General features: G+C 39.9%; 14 protein-coding genes. 5 read left to right on the forward strand and 9 right to left on the reverse strand.

Annotated features, from left to right (window positions below; all coding sequences use genetic code 11):
• Positions 1-196: 196 nt before the first annotated feature.
• The 3 genes from FZF08_RS20310 to FZF08_RS20320 all read left to right on the forward strand — a co-directional run bounded on the left by FZF08_RS20310 (position 197) and on the right by FZF08_RS20320 (position 2,908).
• Positions 197-1,192: a mevalonate kinase gene (locus tag FZF08_RS20310; protein WP_159472341.1), complete on the forward strand. Its 996-nt coding sequence runs from the start codon at positions 197-199 to the stop codon at positions 1,190-1,192.
• A gap of 139 nt (positions 1,193-1,331) precedes the next feature.
• On the forward strand, positions 1,332-2,195 hold the full coding sequence (gene galU / locus FZF08_RS20315; protein ID WP_137344081.1) for a UTP--glucose-1-phosphate uridylyltransferase GalU: 864 nt from the start codon (positions 1,332-1,334) through the stop codon (positions 2,193-2,195).
• 23 nt (positions 2,196-2,218) lie between these two features.
• Positions 2,219-2,908, forward strand: a complete 690-nt coding sequence (locus tag FZF08_RS20320; RefSeq protein WP_159472344.1) for an SDR family NAD(P)-dependent oxidoreductase — start codon at positions 2,219-2,221, stop codon at positions 2,906-2,908.
• A 69-nt stretch (positions 2,909-2,977) separates the two neighbouring features.
• Here the strand turns inward: FZF08_RS20320 and FZF08_RS20325 are convergent, their stop codons facing one another.
• Positions 2,978-3,334, reverse strand: coding sequence for a hypothetical protein (locus tag FZF08_RS20325; protein WP_159472347.1), 357 nt, complete (start codon positions 3,332-3,334; stop codon positions 2,978-2,980).
• Between the two features lie 112 nt (positions 3,335-3,446).
• Here FZF08_RS20325 and FZF08_RS20330 point away from each other — a divergent pair, with 112 nt between their 5' ends.
• Positions 3,447-5,798 carry a right-handed parallel beta-helix repeat-containing protein gene (locus FZF08_RS20330; RefSeq protein ID WP_159472350.1) on the forward strand — a complete coding sequence of 784 codons (2,352 nt, stop codon included), beginning with the start codon at positions 3,447-3,449 and terminating at the stop codon, positions 5,796-5,798.
• An 83-nt stretch (positions 5,799-5,881) separates the two neighbouring features.
• On the opposite strand, the gene FZF08_RS20335 is transcribed toward FZF08_RS20330, so the two are convergent.
• Together FZF08_RS20335 and FZF08_RS20340 are read right to left on the reverse strand one after the other, a co-directional pair.
• Positions 5,882-7,171, reverse strand: coding sequence for a hemolysin family protein (locus FZF08_RS20335; protein WP_159472373.1), 1,290 nt, complete (start codon positions 7,169-7,171; stop codon positions 5,882-5,884).
• A 152-nt stretch (positions 7,172-7,323) separates the two neighbouring features.
• Positions 7,324-7,569, reverse strand: a complete 246-nt coding sequence (locus FZF08_RS20340; protein ID WP_159472376.1) for a DUF1456 family protein — start codon at positions 7,567-7,569, stop codon at positions 7,324-7,326.
• Positions 7,570-7,664: 95 nt separating this feature from the next.
• Between FZF08_RS20340 and FZF08_RS20345 the strand changes: the two genes are divergently transcribed.
• Positions 7,665-8,870: a DUF763 domain-containing protein gene (locus FZF08_RS20345; RefSeq protein WP_159472380.1), complete on the forward strand. Its 1,206-nt coding sequence runs from the start codon at positions 7,665-7,667 to the stop codon at positions 8,868-8,870.
• 114 nt (positions 8,871-8,984) lie between these two features.
• Here the strand turns inward: FZF08_RS20345 and FZF08_RS20350 are convergent, their stop codons facing one another.
• The 6 genes from FZF08_RS20350 to FZF08_RS20375 all read right to left on the reverse strand — a co-directional run bounded on the left by FZF08_RS20350 (position 8,985) and on the right by FZF08_RS20375 (position 16,116).
• Positions 8,985-12,116 carry a TonB-dependent receptor gene (locus FZF08_RS20350; RefSeq protein WP_229216615.1) on the reverse strand — a complete coding sequence of 1,044 codons (3,132 nt, stop codon included), beginning with the start codon at positions 12,114-12,116 and terminating at the stop codon, positions 8,985-8,987.
• Between the two features lie 196 nt (positions 12,117-12,312).
• Positions 12,313-12,465: a hypothetical protein gene (locus FZF08_RS20355; RefSeq protein WP_159472386.1), complete on the reverse strand. Its 153-nt coding sequence runs from the start codon at positions 12,463-12,465 to the stop codon at positions 12,313-12,315.
• 106 nt (positions 12,466-12,571) lie between these two features.
• The gene (locus FZF08_RS20360) at positions 12,572-12,916 is read right to left on the reverse strand and encodes a heavy-metal-associated domain-containing protein (protein WP_159472390.1); all 345 of its coding nucleotides are present in this window, start codon (positions 12,914-12,916) and stop codon (positions 12,572-12,574) included.
• A 30-nt stretch (positions 12,917-12,946) separates the two neighbouring features.
• Complete coding sequence (locus FZF08_RS20365) at positions 12,947-13,207, reverse strand: heavy metal-binding domain-containing protein (RefSeq protein ID WP_159472393.1); 261 nt, start codon at positions 13,205-13,207, stop codon at positions 12,947-12,949.
• A 22-nt stretch (positions 13,208-13,229) separates the two neighbouring features.
• Positions 13,230-13,820: a helix-turn-helix domain-containing protein gene (locus FZF08_RS20370; protein WP_159472396.1), complete on the reverse strand. Its 591-nt coding sequence runs from the start codon at positions 13,818-13,820 to the stop codon at positions 13,230-13,232.
• 61 nt (positions 13,821-13,881) lie between these two features.
• Positions 13,882-16,116 (reverse strand): TonB-dependent receptor, encoded by a 2,235-nt coding sequence (locus FZF08_RS20375; protein WP_159472399.1) that lies wholly within the window; start codon positions 16,114-16,116, stop codon positions 13,882-13,884.
• Between the last annotated feature and the right edge of the window lie 70 nt (positions 16,117-16,186).

A 16,186-nucleotide genomic window follows, 5' to 3' on the forward strand; every position in this document is an offset into this window, starting at 1 on the left:
CAGAGAGAAGTAATTGTAAACTTCTCTCTGACCACTTTTTTATTTATAACCGGCTATTTCTTACTCATTCTTTCAGTCGAAAAAAGGCGTTGTAATATTTCCATACCACCACTTTCGAATGATAGATTTATTTAAGGGCCAAATGTGAAAAGTGTCGTCAATTAGTTACTATTTTTGAAGCAAAAAAAGACTCACTTTGATCATTGAAACGCGCGCATACGCCCGGGCCGGGCTACTGGGAAATCCTTCAGATGGTTTTTTTGGAAAAACAATATCGATTTCTGTACGGAATTTCGGTGCATCCATCTCGTTATACGAATCTCCCGAGCTTCACATAGAGCCGGAGCCACAGGACGGCAGCACTTTCAGAAGCATATTTCATTTGCGGGAATCTGTCAGTATGCTGGGTTATAATGGTGGTATTCCGCTTATTAAAGCAGGTATCAAAAAATTTGCCGATTATTGCGAAGACAATAATATCAAATTGCCTAATCGTAATTTTACGGTCAGATATCGTTCGTCCATTCCACGTCAGGTTGGCATGTCCGGGTCCAGTGCTATTGTTGTGGCGCTTTTTCGTGCACTCATGCAGTTTTACAAAGTTGAAATTCCAATTGAAATACTTCCGCAACTTGTGATGGTTTCTGAAACGGAAGAACTCGGTATTGCCGCAGGTTTACAGGATCGGGTCATTCAGTGTTATGAAGGCTGCGTTTATATGGACTTTGATAAAACCTTAATTGAAAGACAAGGCCACGGGCTTTACGAGAGAATAAATCCTGCATTACTTCCTAAACTTTATGTTGCTTATAATACAAATCTGAGCAAGGTTTCCGGGAAAGTCCATAGTGATGTACGTACAAGATTTGATCGGGGAGAACAGGATGTCATTGATGTATTAGGTAAAATTGGGAATAAAGCAAAGGAGGGATATACGGCTCTGCAAGAAGGAAGGCCTGACGATCTGCATGAATTAATGAATGAAAATTTCAACCTTCGTTGTAAAATTTATAATGTTCCTGAGTCTAATAAAAGATTGATAAATGCTGCCAGAGAATGTGGCGCATCTGCAAAATTTGCAGGTTCAGGTGGAACAATTATAGGGATTTATAAAGATGACGATATGCTCAACCAGCTTTTTGTCAAACTAAAAAAACATAACGCGAGGGTTATTAAGCCGTTTGTAGTTTGATGTAAGCTGTTGGCTTTTAGCGATTGGCTTTTAGCTAAGTTGCCCGAACCAACATTTTGCACAATAGAAGTTATTTTATTAAAGAACCAGTTAGTCGCGCACTAACGCCCAACCGCTAATAGCTAAAACCTAAAAACATATGATTCGTAAAGCTGTAATTCCTGCTGCCGGACTTGGAACCCGATTTTTGCCAGCGACCAAATCAATGCCAAAGGAAATGTTGCCTATTATTGATATTCCTACCATTCAATATGTTGTACAAGAGGCTGTTGATTCAGGGATTGAAGATATTCTGATTATTTCAGGTAAAGGAAAACGCGCCATTGAAGATCATTTTGACAGAAACGTTGAACTGGAATCGCGCCTGGAAGAAAAAGAAGATATGATCTGGTTCAATGAAATGCGTCGTCTGGCGGATATGGCCAATGTACATTTTGTTCGTCAGAAAGAGGCTAACGGTTTAGGAGATGCCATTTATTATGCGCGTCATCACGTTGGTAACGAACCATTTGCAGTTTTACTGGGCGACACCATTATGGATTCTGTCATTCCGGTCACGCAGCAATTGATGGATACTTACGAACAATATGGCGGATCGGTTATTGCGGTTGAACAGGTTCCTGCAAACAAGGTAAATCGCTACGGTATCGTTGGTGGAAATTCTTTGAGTGATACCATTCTGGAATTGACAACGTTGGTTGAAAAACCAGCCATCGAACTTGCACCTTCCAATCTGGCTATTGCGGGTCGTTATATTTTAACGCCGGAAATTTTCAATTGTATCGAACAAACACCAAAAGGAAAAAATAACGAAATTCAATTAACCGATTCATTATTACTTTTGTTGAAACGTGAAAATATTTACGCACATCATATCGAAGGAAAACGTCATGATATTGGTGACAAACTGGATTATCTTAAAACGACCGTAGAATTTGCTTTAAAAAGAAAGGAATTTGCGGAACCTTTCAGACAGTTTTTGATTGAGCTTTTAAACAAATAGTTTCAAATCAATTGAACAAACCCATGTCGAAAAACATAATTATCAGCGGCGCATCCGGAGGTCTGGGACAAGATGTTGTTAAAAAACTCTCTGACCTCGGAAATGAATTGTACGTAACCTTTGGTTCGAAAAACGCACATGCTTTTGACGAATTCAAAAATGTTACAGGACAGATTGTGGATTTGACGGATAGCGAACAATCACTGAATTTTGTCAACACCACGCTTGAAAAAGCAAAAACAATTCAGGCCGGTATTTTCCTGGTTGGCGCCTATGCACCGGGAAGTCTGCATGAAACGGATGACGCATTACTCGAAAAAATGTTTAGTCTCAATTTCTTTACAACGTTCCATCTGGTAAAACCTTTAATGGCTCATTTTAAAGCAAATGGCGGCGGACAATTTATTTTCGTTGGTGCAAGGCCTGCGTTGGAAGCTGACCAGGGAAAAGGAAATTTCGCTTATGCACTTTCCAAATCGCTGCTATTTAAAATGGCGGAATTTATAAATGCCGAAGGAAAATCTGACAATATTACCGCGACGGTGATTGTACCAAGCACTATTGATACGCCTACAAATCGTGAAGCAATGCCGGATGCAGATTTTACCAAATGGATTTCAGCCACCGATATCGCCGAAAGTATCGCATTTGTATTAACCGAAAGCGGACAGAAATTGAGAGAAACGGTTTTTAAAGTATATAACAACGCTTAAAAAGCTACATCGTTTTAAAAAGAAAAGTCCGCAATCTTCTACGCTTGCGGACTTTTTATTTACGAAAAATTAATTTTTTCTCTTTTTGCTCTTTTTTTTACTCTCAAAACCTGCATTTGGATCAGCTGTCCTTTGTTCTTCTGTTGTCCTGATCATTTCGACAGGTAAAATAATTTCCCCCGTTCTATTAACCCTGATTGAGCCATCCGGATTTATCTGATTAGATACCGGCGCTTTTCCACCCGGAAATTCGTGGATTCCTTCTTTATTAGTCGGCAATCCGTAATCAACCATTTCAGAAAATTTCGGTTTGACATGGGCATTTACAAAAACAGCATCTGAGGACTTTTTTATTTGGCCGAAAGTCACCTGAACGACTAAACTCTGGACCAAAAATGCGATCAAAATTTTGGAATAAGTTTTCATAAATGTGTAGTTTAAAGGATGAAAATATCTTAAAACAGGTAGATTAGCAAGAGAAAACCCTTAAATTAAAAAAGATAACAATAGAATAAATTCTCACTTCAACGTTGACAGTATGCGGATTGGATATTTTTACAAAGCTCTCGTTTGTTTTCAGTGTATCTTCCTCCCTTTACTGGCTCAAAATAACCTGTACGTTTCTCCCACCGGAAATGACGCAAACAAAGGGACAATTCTGTCTCCGCTAAAAACACCAGCCGCCGCCATCGCCAGGATCAGTAAATCCGGACAAATGCATGTGGCCATCCACATTCGCAAAGGCGCATATAATCTTGACCAGACTTTATTGCTTAACAATACTAAACTGAACCAAAAATCAGTAGTAATAGAAGCATATAAAAATGAAAAAGTAATACTAAGCGCCGGCCGGAAAATAAATGCGAAGTGGGAAAAACACACGAATACTATCTGGAAAACGAAAGTAGAAGGTCCGGATTTTGAGAGTTTATTTATAAACGAAAAACCACAAATTCTTGCGCGTTACCCGAATTATGATTCCACAGCCAGAGTTTTCAATGGCACTGCAGAAGACGTGTTTTCTCCTGAGCGAATAGAAAAATGGAAAAACCCAGCCGGAGGATATTTCCATGCCCTGCATCAGGGAGAATGGGGCAGCTTTCATTACCGAATCAAAGAAATTAAAGATGGCAAACCGGTTTTAGAAGGTGGCTGGCAAAACAATCGTCCGGCTCCTTTGCATCTTAAATCCCGTTTTGTTGAAAACATTTTTGAAGAACTAGACTCACCCGGAGAATGGTTTTATGACAAAACCGCAAAAACTTTATTTGTTTATCCTCGCTTAGGAACGGATCTAAATTCGGCAGCAATTGAAGTTTCGAACTTGAAACATATCATTGAAATAAAAGGAACACAAGAAAAACCTATCCACAACATCACCATCAAAGGCATTCATTTCGAACATACCGAACGAACGATTATGGATCATTATGAACCTCTTTTACGAAGCGACTGGATGATTTATCGTGGTGGTGCCGTTTTGCTTGAAAATACAGAAAACTGTGTTATCGAGGATTCTGAGTTTTCCAATCTTGGTGGAAATGCGGTCATGATCAGCGGACATAATCATGCATCCGGTGTCACTGGTTCTCATTTTCATGCTCTTGGATCGAGTGCGATTTGTTTTGTAGGTGATAGTTCCGCGGTTCGTTCCGCAGCTTTTGGTTATGACAATTTCGTTCCTTATGCCAAAATGGATAAAACGCCCGGTCCGAAAAATAACAGATTTCCATCCAATTGTTTTGCTGAAAATAATCTGATTCATAACATTGGACAAATTGAAAAACAGGCCACGGGAGTACAAATTGAAATGGCTTCTGAAATTCTGGTCAGGCATAATACGATTTACCGTGTGCCGCGTGCAGGAATCAATATCGGTGATGGATGTTGGGGCGGACATTTGATTGAAAATAACGATGTTTTTGAAACCGTAATGGAAACCGGAGATCACGGCGCATTCAATTCCTGGGGCCGGGATCGTTTCTGGCACCCAAACCGAAAAGTGATGGATAGTCTGGTAGCGGCACATCCTGAATTAATTCTGCTGGATGCTCAAAAGCCCGTGGTTATCCGTAACAATCGTTTCCGCTGCGATCACGGCTGGGATATAGATCTGGACGATGGCAGCAGCAATTATCACATTTATAACAATGTTTGTTTGAGCGGCGGATTGAAATTTCGCGAGGGATTTAAGAGAATTGCTGAAAATAATATCCTGATCAACAATTCCTTTCATCCGCATGTCTGGTTCAAAAACAGCGGCGACGTTTTCCGGCATAACATTGTGATGCGTCCTTACTTTCCAATTCTGGTTAATGATTGGGGACAGGAAGTCGATCATAATCTTTTTCCAGACGAAACTGCTCTGAAAAGCGCGCAAGCCTTTGGTATTGATAAAAACAGCCATTTTGGAGATGCTGATTTTATCGATGCAAAAAATGGAAATTATCAGGTTAAAACCACCAGTCCGGCTCTCGGCATTGGTTTCAAAAACTTTCCAATGGATGATTTTGGGGTTTTAAAAGAAAGTTTGAAAGCAATTTCTGAGAAAGTGGAATTGCCAATTTTGCTTAATGCGTCGTTGGAAAAAGAGTTACAGGAAATAACCTGGCTAGGCGCCAAGATCAGAAATGTACAAGGTTTGGGAGATCGTTCAGCTTTTGGTCTGCCTGATGAAAAAGGTGTTATTCTGGTTGAAATTCCCTCAACAAGTATTTTGACAAAAAGTAAATTACAAGCTGGTGATGTCATCAGAATCGCCAACAAAGAAGCTGCTGATAATGTAGTCAGACTGGAAGCGATCCGTCAGCAATACAACTGGACAGGAAACATGGAGGTTGAAATTTTAAGAAATCAGCAACCATTAACCATCAAAATCGACCTAAAATAGCAGCTAATTAGAGCTTTCTGTTTATAAACACATAATGCTGCAATGGTAACCTGGCTTCTTCGGAGCCTCCGTTTATTAATTTACTATTCTTCCAAAGCAGTAATTTGAACCAAAGAAATGGTACTGCGCTGTTTTTTCATGACCATAAATTCATAATCCTTTGTGCGGACTTTTTCGCCAATCGAAGGAATACGGTTAAATTTAGAAATCAGGAAACCAGCCAATGTTTCATAATCACCTTCTCTTGAAATATCATTGGGCAAATGTTCATTGATATCACTTATCGAGGCAGAACCTAATACCAGATAATTTCCGTTTTCATTTTTTACAATCGGCGTTTCGTTATCGTATTCATCCTGAATTTCTCCAACGAGTTCTTCCAGAATATCTTCCATCGTCACAATGCCTTCCACACCGCCATATTCATTCACAATGACAGCCATTTGCTGACGACTTAATTGGAAATCTCGTAAAATCGCTCCAATTGGCTTTGATTCTGGAACCATCGAAATTGGTCTAACAAGCTCGGAAAGAACAATTTCATCTCCTTTCCGCATTTTCATCAACAGATCTTTTAAATGTAAAACACCGATAATCTGATCCATGGAATCTTCGTAAACCGGAATTCTGGAATAACCCTCTTCTAATATTTTTTCAAGATCCGCTTCTGTAAAATCATTTATATCCACACCAACAACAGTTGTTCGCGGAATCATAACCTGTCGTGCTATACGCTCTGAAAAGTTAAAAGCATTTTTAATCAAATCGTAATCAGCCGCTTCTATCATTCCACTATCTTTCTGCTGCTGAACAAGATATCGCAATTCATCGCTGCTATGAACTTCACTTCCGTGTGTAGGCGTAATACCCAATAGTCCCAAAATAAAATTGGCAATACCATTTAAAATCCAGACGATCGGGCGGAAAACAAGGAAAAATGCGTGTAACGGATACGACAGGAATAACGTTGTGGCTTCCGGACGCTGAATCGCGATCGATTTGGGAGCAAGTTCTCCAAAAACAATATGAAGAACGGTAATAATAGCAAATGCAGCAGGTAAAGCGATTTGATGGGCTAAAACAGGATCCAGCGATATGCCGACAAGTTCCATACCGCCAATTAATATTTTTGAAACAACAGGCTCACCAATCCAACCTAAACCTAAACTTGCCAGTGTGATCCCAAATTGTGTAGCAGCCAGATATCCATCCAGATTAGAAACGATCTGTTTCGACAAAATGGCCATTTTATTACCTTCCTGTGCTTTTTGTTCTAATTGGGAAGCTCGGATCTTAACAATAGCGAATTCGGCAGCTACAAAAAAACCATTCAGAAGTACGAGTACAAGGGTAATAACAACCTGAATTAACATTTTTTATTTTTTAAGTGATTTTAGCTTTTAATGGAATGAATAACCGGATCAATTTAAATGAAACAAATCCGGTAAACTCAAAGGTAGAAAAAATGAGGTGATCAGGAAGTCTTTGTTTGATGGCTGGTGAATTTCAGCACATTTTTTGTGTTTTAAGCTTCATCACGGATTTTACCATCTTCCGCCGATCCGCGCATATGGATGATTAAGCCATTAAGAAAATTACGTAACAGCTGATCGCCGCAAGGTTTATAATTTTCATGCCCTTCTTTACGAAATAATGCACCAAGCTCGCTCGCTGTTACTTTAAAATCCACAAGCGCCAGAATTTGAATGATTTCATCATTTCTCAAATGAAGCGCCACACGTAATTTTTTAAGAATATCGTTATTAGTCATTTTGTTCGGTTTGATTCTTTTACTATAATGATATACAAATATCGCTCTTGTTTTTCTTAAAATTAAAAAAACTAAATTTTGAGTACCTTACATCTATGAAAAGTGGACATGCGGATTTGCCTTTGCACTACGGAAAAGTGCCGGAATGGCTGGCTCAGCGAATGAGCTTATTAGGTGGAGCAATCGTAGAATCCATCGTGATCGAGTATGGACGGGATGTTTTACTTCAAAAAATAAGTGATCCTTTCTGGTTCCAGTCGCTGGGTTGTGTCTTGGGAATGGACTGGCATTCATCCGGAATTACGACTTCTGTGATGGGCGCTTTGAAACGCTCTGTTAATAAAAGATCCGCGGACCTGGGGATTTATATTTGTGGGGGTCGGGGAAAACAATCCAGGCAAACACCGGCAGAATTACTGGCAATCGCCGACAAAACAGGACTGGATGGAAATCTTTTAGTTCATAACAGCCGCCTTTCAGCCAAAGTTGATAATACCGCCATTCAGGATGGATTTCAGTTGTATCTGCATTCTTTTGTTGTTTCCAAAGAAGGAAACTGGGCTGTGGTCCAACAGGGAATGAATACGGATGAGAAAATGGCCAGACGATATCACTGGCATTCTCCAAGTATAAAATCATTTATTGAAGAACCGCATACTTCTATTTACGGTAAAAATCAGGGAATAATATTGAACCTGACGGACAAAGCTGCGGCGCCAACGCGTTCAGGAATACTTGAATTGACGACTGAAAATCCGGATAAAATCATGCGGGAAGTTCGCAAACTGATCATGCCTGAACATCATGATGTGCGAGCCGAAAATGTGAACCTGAAAAGATTGGGATCGGTATTAGCATTAGCACACGACAATCCTGTTCAGAATATGGAATCACTACTTTTACTTGAAGGAGTCGGCCCGAGAACAATTCAGTCGCTGACTCTGGTAAGTGAAATTATTCATGGAACACCTTCCCGGTTTTCAGATCCTGCAAGATTTTCTTTTGCGCATGGCGGAAAAGACGGACATCCGTTTCCGGTACCCATCTCGATTTATGACGAATCAATTCAGATTCTGGATAAGGCTGTTCAAAAAGCAAGATTGGGAGATAACGACAAATCCGAAGCACTTAAAAATTTGTCAAAAGTAGCCGCACAACTTGAAAAAGATTTCCAGCCCAATAACCGATTCGATGATCTGATTGAAGAAGAACGAAATAATTCCTGGAAATACGAAGGCCGGACCGTTATGGGAAAAGCCAAAAAACCAAAAGGAAACAACGGACAGCTAGAATTATTCTGAAAAGAAAAAACATATTAAACTCCCAAACCCTACAAAAAAAGAAGTTACGCCAAGAGAAAAAACTCCCAGCGTAACTCCGTGTAAAACTCAAATTACTCTGCGTTTAACAACAGATTAGAATGCATACCGCAATCCCAACTGGATCTGGTATGGATTTCCCGTAGGAACCACGATACCCGTTGTTGGACTCACGTCATAGTTGTAATTTTTCGAAGTCGCGTCAAAGCTTTTAAGCGAGTAGATATTTTGTTTTGAAAGGATATCCTGCGTTCCCCACTTCTTGCTTAAAAGGTTGGCTACGTTGAAAATATCAGCAGAAATCTCGATACTTTGAGTTTTATAAGTGCGGAATTTCTTGGCAATTCTTAAATCCCATGTTCCGTAGAAACCGTTGATACCACCATTTCTTTCAGCAATTTTACCTTCACTTTTACGGATATAATCTTTTAAGCCACTGTTCACTTCCGGGTTGTCAAGCAACGACTGGATTCCGGTACGGTACTTTTCCGAAACTGCGGCATTGTTTGGATCGAAAATATAAGCCAGGTCATTTGAGTTTACAAAGTCACCGTTTACGTTTCCACCAACGGCAAGAGAATATCTCGTTCCGCCTGTTCCAGAATAACGCACACCTACACTTACACCATAGAATGTTGGCAACGTACCATAGATCACCAGCTTGTTACGGAATTGGTTATCCGAGTAAGTAACCTGGCTCAAATTACGTGGATCATCTTTTACCATCAATGACAAAGTTGCAGAATTCGCCACGTTTCCATTATACGAAGTATTGTCTTTTACATCATTGTAAGTATAACTTGCCGTAATTTCTCCGTCTCTGAAATATTGATAGGTTGCATCCAGAACCACAGCGTAAGAGTTAACTTTTCCTTTACTGTTCAATTCCAGCACACGACCAACTTTTGTCGATTTACGACCTTTCTGCCAGTCTGTTGAACCGTTTGACGTAGCAATACTTTCAGCAGGAACAAACACGCCGCGATTGCCTTCATTCGACAAACGGAAGAACGGCTGATCTGCCATATTTCCATCGACATACATATAGTTATTACGACCCAAAGTCATATAACCGCTGATACCCATTTTGAAACGGTCATTGAAAAAGTGGCTGTATGAAACGTTCGCCTTGTATATCGTCGGAACTTTTGCATCCGCCGCGTTCATGTTAATCGTCGCATTATTCGTTACGCCCGGAAGTTTAAGCAATTCCACGCCCGGCGCTGTTGCCGGATTGTTTCTGTAACTTACAAAATCAGGCGTTGGTACATTTGCTCCCTGAATATCAACCGAGGCTACTTTTGTACCATCAAACAACATATTGTTGATCATCGCATAATTGTTGAGATCGGATCCAAAAACACCCGCTCCGAAACGCAAAATATCTTTTCCTCTTTCGTTAAAATCCCAGGTTACATTGGCACGAGGCTGAATCTGGAAAGTCTTGATCGTATTATCCGTTCTCAATCCCAGTTCGTCAAAAACCGTCTGGTTAAAATTTGGTCTGTTGATATAGTTGGCATAATCCACACGTACACCAGCCATTAATTCAAAACCGGTAAACAATTTTGTCTGCATTTGTCCGTAAACACCCATGTTCAGAATATTCTGTTTTACACTGTGATCAGGATTTAGTGCGATTTCGCGAGCGTAACGGTATGGTTTCAGATTTTCAAAAGCATCAAGACCTGTGAAATAAAAACGTCCGTTCATCTCACTTCCATAAAGCGAATTCATGTTGGTATACATCAAATCCGTTCCGAAAGTGTAACTGATGTTGTTTGTATTGTAGTAAACATTATCCGTAAACTGAATCGTGTTGTTGTAAAAATGCTCAGGAATATAACGTTGGCCACCCAACTGAATCGTTGTAAAAACGTCCTTTCCTTCAATCGAAGAAGCGACACGTTCCACAATCGCACGAGGAATATTTCCAGCTGGCAATTGCGGATTTGGTATACTGTTTTCCTTCGTATACATGTGCTGTAATTTCGCTTCGTTGATCAACTTCGGACTAACAACCGAACGAAGCGTGAATAACAAACTATTGTCCAGACCTCTTGAAGTTCCGTAGGTTTCGTAGGTATTGATCGAGCTGTTATCACCAATACTCTGGTTATTTTTATCAAAACCGAAGTTGTTACGAATTGTAAGCAAATGTTTCTTGCTCAACTGCCAGTCGATACGGGCAAAAATAGATTCTGTTTGTTCTTTTTTGTCAAAAGATCCAAATTGCGGAGAATTGGCAACGCCGTATTTACTTCTTGCGATGTTTTCATAACGATCCAGAGAAGTCTTGGTTACGCTGAAACGTTTTTCATCCGTAGGGCCCTGAATATCTGCAATTTGCAAAGGACGGGCATCTGCCTGATGATCCCACACTACGAAGAAGTGAGCTTTGTCTTTAATGATAGGTCCACCCAAAGAAAAACCATATTGATAGGTAGAAAACGGAACATTTCTTTTATTACCACGAATATCATATTGACTTGACAACCAATCCGTACGACCAAATACAAATGCGCTTCCACTTAACGTATTCGTCCCTGATTTGGTTACGGTACTTATCGCTCCACCACCGCTTCTTCCGTAGGTTACATCATACTGATTCGTAACAACTTTAAACTCACGAACAGCTTCCATAGAAATGGCATAAGGAGAGCCATTACGGTTTGTTGTACCACCGGATGTTGCATTTTTCGCTGTCATTCCGTCGATAGTATAGTTAGTGGAAGAAGCCAATTGACCTGCAATACTTCCACCTGATTTACTCAATGGAGATAAATCGATCAATGATGTAAAATTCCGTCCGTTCACAGGAAGTTTGGCTATATCACGGGCTGTTACGGAAGTAGCAGCGCCAAAGTTTCTAACCGCATTTTTTAAACCTGAACCCGAAACCTGAACTGCATCCAGTTCGTTTGACTGTTCTTTAATTTCAAAATCAACGGTTACTAAATCGCCCTGATTTAGAGAATAACCCGTTTTCTTTTGTTCACCATGACCGATGTATGAAACAACGATTGTGTAAGGCTTACCCAAGGGCAGCTGTTTGATAATAAATTCTCCCTTGTCGTTGGTCGTTGTTGCCGAAGTAAATCCGGTTGATTCGTTGCGAACCTGAACAGTTGCACCTGGAACGTATGATTTCGTTCCGTCAACAACCGATCCCTGAATTGTGGCCTGGTTGGTCTGAGCAAAAAGATTGCACGTGAGAAAAAAGGACATAATACATGTCCACACTGTAAATTTAAGTTTCATATCCTGGGATGAGTAGTTTTAAGGCTGCAAAACTAGAATCGTCAGGTTATGCGTATGTGTTGGATATGTTATGAAAATGTGAAGGGAAATGAAAGCAGAGTTTTGTCTGGGTAACATCCAAAACTTTCAAAGATTGTTACTTTTCGAAGATTGAAAAAATGAATTACATGCGCATTAATCCAGGCGTCAGTCCAAGATATACCTGTCCTGAAACAGGACTTTTTCCATAAAAACTATTAAAACCATTTAACTCCGTCGAATCTGGCTTATCCACATTCTTAATTTTCTGTTTTACAGAATCCTTTTTCACAGGCATTCCCCATATGGTTATGCTGCGCAGAAACGGATTCTGAAACAAGAATTAAAATACGCGAAAATAGGAAAATTAACTATCTGCCCTTCATAAATTCAATATTTAGTGGTCAATGAGCCGCCGCAGTTTTACGGCAGCAACTAGGCAATTTATCGTGTGCTTTTTGATTGGCAACTGATAGATCTGCATCGTATCCAGTGTTGTTGATTGTTGCTTTAATTGCCTCTTCGGTGGTTTTATCAGGATTATATTTAACCGTTACCACTTTGTCTGCCAAATCCAGATTCGATTCTTTTACCCCTTTTGAAAGTCCCAGATTACGTTCGATACGCGCTTTGCACATTTCACAAATCGCAGAAGTTTTGAATTTCACTTCTTTGTCCTTGCCATCAGCATTCACAAAATTTACACTTAAAAAAAGTGCAGCTACGAATAAAATGATCGTCTTTTTCATGATTTTATTTTAATTATTAGTAAGTGAAAATTAATGTTTGTGGGCCGTAGAATCGGTTTCTGCCAAAGCGATTTCCTGTAAATCCATTTTGCAAACCGGACATTTCCCCGCTTGTGCATAGGTTTTTTCTCCTTCACACTGCATCGGACAAGCGTATTTTTTTGCGGCAGTACTGTCCACCGCAGCCGTTTCTACCACAACCGGTTTCTCGGTCGACTCTTTGGTTTTTTCCTGATTTCCTGAACAAGCGAATAATAATGTTAATGGCAAAGCAAAAAGAATTTTCCTCATTGTATATTTTGATTTATATGGATTATACTGTTTTAATTTTCGACGCTCCTACCCGGTCCAGCGCCTTTCTAGGAAGTGTATTACTTTTTTTAAATTCTCCGGGTGTCATTCCGGTAACTTTTTTAAACTGATTGCTTAAATGTGCCGAACTGCTGTAAGATAATCGCCAGGCCATTTCGCTCAAACTTAATTCGTTATAGGAAAGCCATTCTTTTACCTTCTCCACTTTTTGAGCGATAATGTATTGTTCAATCGTCTGGCCGGTTTCTGATGAAAATAAATTACTCAGATATGAATATTCATAACCCGCTTTTTGAGACAAATAATCTGAAAAATTAACTGCGGCCGGTTTATGTCCTTTCAGATATTGCACTTCTTCGATAATCAGCGTTTTAATACTTTCTACCAATGTGGCACGCTTATCATCCAGCAATTCAAAACCGTTTGTTTCGAGAATACGTTTTACCTGAATTAATTTTTCACTATCCAGTTCAGCCTCTGTTTCAATTTCTCCCAATTCAATATGACTTAATCCTACTCCAAGTTTGTCCATTTCTTCCCGGACAACCTTGATGCAGCGATCGCAAACCATATTTTTGATAAATAACCGCATTTTTTTTATTGTTAAGGATTAATGGTTAATTGTTAATGGCCGGGAATTCAAAGTCTTTGCCTTATCTGATAATTTTGTATCTGACGCCGGCGTAGATCATTCTTCCTACTACTGGTCCCCAGGCCATTCCTGCGTCAAATTGTTTTCCAAATGGATCGTTTGCTGCGTAAATCGGATTTTTTTGACGGAAGTTATTCAGATTTTCACCACCCAAATAAATATCCCATTTCGGAAAAGTTCTCGTGATCTGTGCATTGATATTGAAATAGGAAGGAGCTTCTGTCGACATATAAGATGATGTATCTTCATGGCCCAACATTCCATACATGGGATTCATACTTGGCAAACGTCTTTTTCCGTTCCATTGCACTGTCGCATCAAACTTCCATTTGTCATAAGGTAAAGCATAACCGGCGTTGAACAAAACGCGGTCGCGGCTTACAAGCATTTTTGGGAGCAATACGTTTTCGTTATTCAATCCATACACCGTTTGTTTTACATCAAATAAACGGTAAGCCAGTTTAAAATCCAGTCGTTTTCTAGGTGTCAGATTAACCTCGGCCTGAAAACTGTTGGCATATGCTTTTCCCTTCAAGTTATAAAATCGAATATATTTTGGGTTTTCAAAATCTGCTACCAGTTGGTTTTCAAAATTTGTCCGGTAAAAATCAGTAACAAATGTTCCCTGCATATCACCAATTTTGAATTCCTGTGTCAGACTTGCCCCATAATTCCAGGAAACTTCGGGACGTAATTTTTCAAGAAAAACAACCTGACGCGAACTAACCAGATTTCCATAATATTCTGCCAAAGGATTTGCAACCCGGAAACCTCTTCCCGCCGAAGCCCGTAAAGTTGTGTTGCCCGTCAGACTGTATTTCATATGCAAACGAGGCGTAAACTGCGTTCCATACAGGTTATGAAAATCAACGCGCGAGCCTGCAACCAGAACAAATTTGTCCAGATTATTATACGTATATTCAACAAAAACACCGGGCACAGATTCTCTTCTGAGCAAAGTTGTGTCTTTGTACTTTTCATTATAATTGTCAAGCATATAACTAACACCAGCTTTATATGAATGATTCGTGCTGCCCAAAATCGACTGATAGATCAGATTTCCATACAAGGTTTCCTGACGGCCATTATAGTTTGTCAGACCAAAATAGGATTTGGAATCATGAAGTGAAGCATTGATTATTAAGCCCAAACCTTTGTAGGGCTTATCAGGATAAAGACGCGCTATTTTTGAAAAGAATTCGTAACGATTCACATTAGCACCAAAACCATAAGCCTGAGTTGTACCTTTCATTTCTTCCCGGAAACCCGTTTGTCCGCCTAATCTGTCTTCGTGCAGCGCCTTTACACCCAGCTGAACCATGGTTCTGTCACTTTGATATTTCCAGCGGTTGATCACATTGTATTGGTTATAAAGCGGCAAATCCAGAAATCCGTCGCCGTTTTTATCAATTCTGTTTCTTAAAGTACTGGCATGCGTTAATAATCCTGTACTCCATTTTTCAGATAACTTGGTCGCCAGATTCAGGTTCATTTCGGCGCGACCGAAATTGTTGACATAGGTATTGAAATAAAGTTTTTCGCGTGTATCCGGTTTTTGAAGTTCAACATTAATTTGTCCGGTCATGGATTCATATCCATTTACAACCGAGCCCGCGCCCTTCCCTACATCAATCGATTGAATCCAGGTTCCGGGCACGAAACTCATTCCAAAAGTAGAAGCTAAACCACGAATCGTCGGGATATTTTCAATGTTTGTCTGAATATACGTTCCATTCAAACCCAGCATCTGAATTTGTTTTGCACCCGTTACGGCATCACTGTACGAAACAGAAACAGAGGCATTGGTTTCAAAACTTTCGGAAAGATTGCAGCAGGCAGCTTTCGCCAAAGCGCGGGTAGTAATAATTTCAGTTTGGTGTGGGGATAATCTGTCGATTGTAGATGAACTTGCTTTTACGACAACTTCATTCAAAGTCTGATCACTTTTCAAAACCACTTCCAATTCACTTTCCGCACCGATTTTGACGGTATCACTTTTAAAACCAACAAAACTGATTACCAGTTTATTGGATTGTGTAATACGTGGGATTGAGAATTTGCCACTTGTATCGGTAGCAGATGATAGTGAAGTTCCGGCCCAGTATACGTTAGCGCCGGTAAGTGGTTTTAGCGTTTTCCCACCAGCTACCTGTTCGTACACTTTCCCGGTTATTCGTTGTGCAAACGAGAATTGCACGCAGAGAAGCAACATTGCTCCGATTAAATATCTATTCATTATTGACTAAATCACGAAATAAGAGAAACTAATGCCTGTTTCACAAAATGGAAACGAGAACATCAAAAAT

It is taken from the genome of Dyadobacter sp. 3J3 (genome assembly GCF_009801115.1).
GTDB lineage: Bacteria > Bacteroidota > Bacteroidia > Cytophagales > Spirosomataceae > Dyadobacter.

Bases quoted from the DNA above. Each gene is read 5' to 3' on its own strand.
- galU (WP_137344081.1), top strand. From the start codon at position 1,332: ATGATTCGTAAAGCTGTAATTCCTGCTGCCGGACTTGGAACCCGATTT.
- FZF08_RS20320 (WP_159472344.1), top strand. From the start codon at position 2,219: ATGTCGAAAAACATAATTATCAGCGGCGCATCCGGAGGTCTGGGACAA.
- FZF08_RS20325 (WP_159472347.1), bottom strand. From the start codon at position 3,334: ATGAAAACTTATTCCAAAATTTTGATCGCATTTTTGGTCCAGAGTTTA.
- FZF08_RS20330 (WP_159472350.1), top strand. From the start codon at position 3,447: ATGCGGATTGGATATTTTTACAAAGCTCTCGTTTGTTTTCAGTGTATC.
- FZF08_RS20335 (WP_159472373.1), bottom strand. From the start codon at position 7,171: ATGTTAATTCAGGTTGTTATTACCCTTGTACTCGTACTTCTGAATGGT.
- FZF08_RS20340 (WP_159472376.1), bottom strand. From the start codon at position 7,569: ATGACTAATAACGATATTCTTAAAAAATTACGTGTGGCGCTTCATTTG.
- FZF08_RS20345 (WP_159472380.1), top strand. From the start codon at position 7,665: ATGAAAAGTGGACATGCGGATTTGCCTTTGCACTACGGAAAAGTGCCG.
- FZF08_RS20350 (WP_229216615.1), bottom strand. From the start codon at position 12,116: ATGTCCTTTTTTCTCACGTGCAATCTTTTTGCTCAGACCAACCAGGCC.
- FZF08_RS20355 (WP_159472386.1), bottom strand. From the start codon at position 12,465: ATGCCTGTGAAAAAGGATTCTGTAAAACAGAAAATTAAGAATGTGGAT.
- FZF08_RS20360 (WP_159472390.1), bottom strand. From the start codon at position 12,916: ATGAAAAAGACGATCATTTTATTCGTAGCTGCACTTTTTTTAAGTGTA.
- FZF08_RS20365 (WP_159472393.1), bottom strand. From the start codon at position 13,207: ATGAGGAAAATTCTTTTTGCTTTGCCATTAACATTATTATTCGCTTGT.
- FZF08_RS20370 (WP_159472396.1), bottom strand. From the start codon at position 13,820: ATGCGGTTATTTATCAAAAATATGGTTTGCGATCGCTGCATCAAGGTT.
- FZF08_RS20375 (WP_159472399.1), bottom strand. From the start codon at position 16,116: ATGAATAGATATTTAATCGGAGCAATGTTGCTTCTCTGCGTGCAATTC.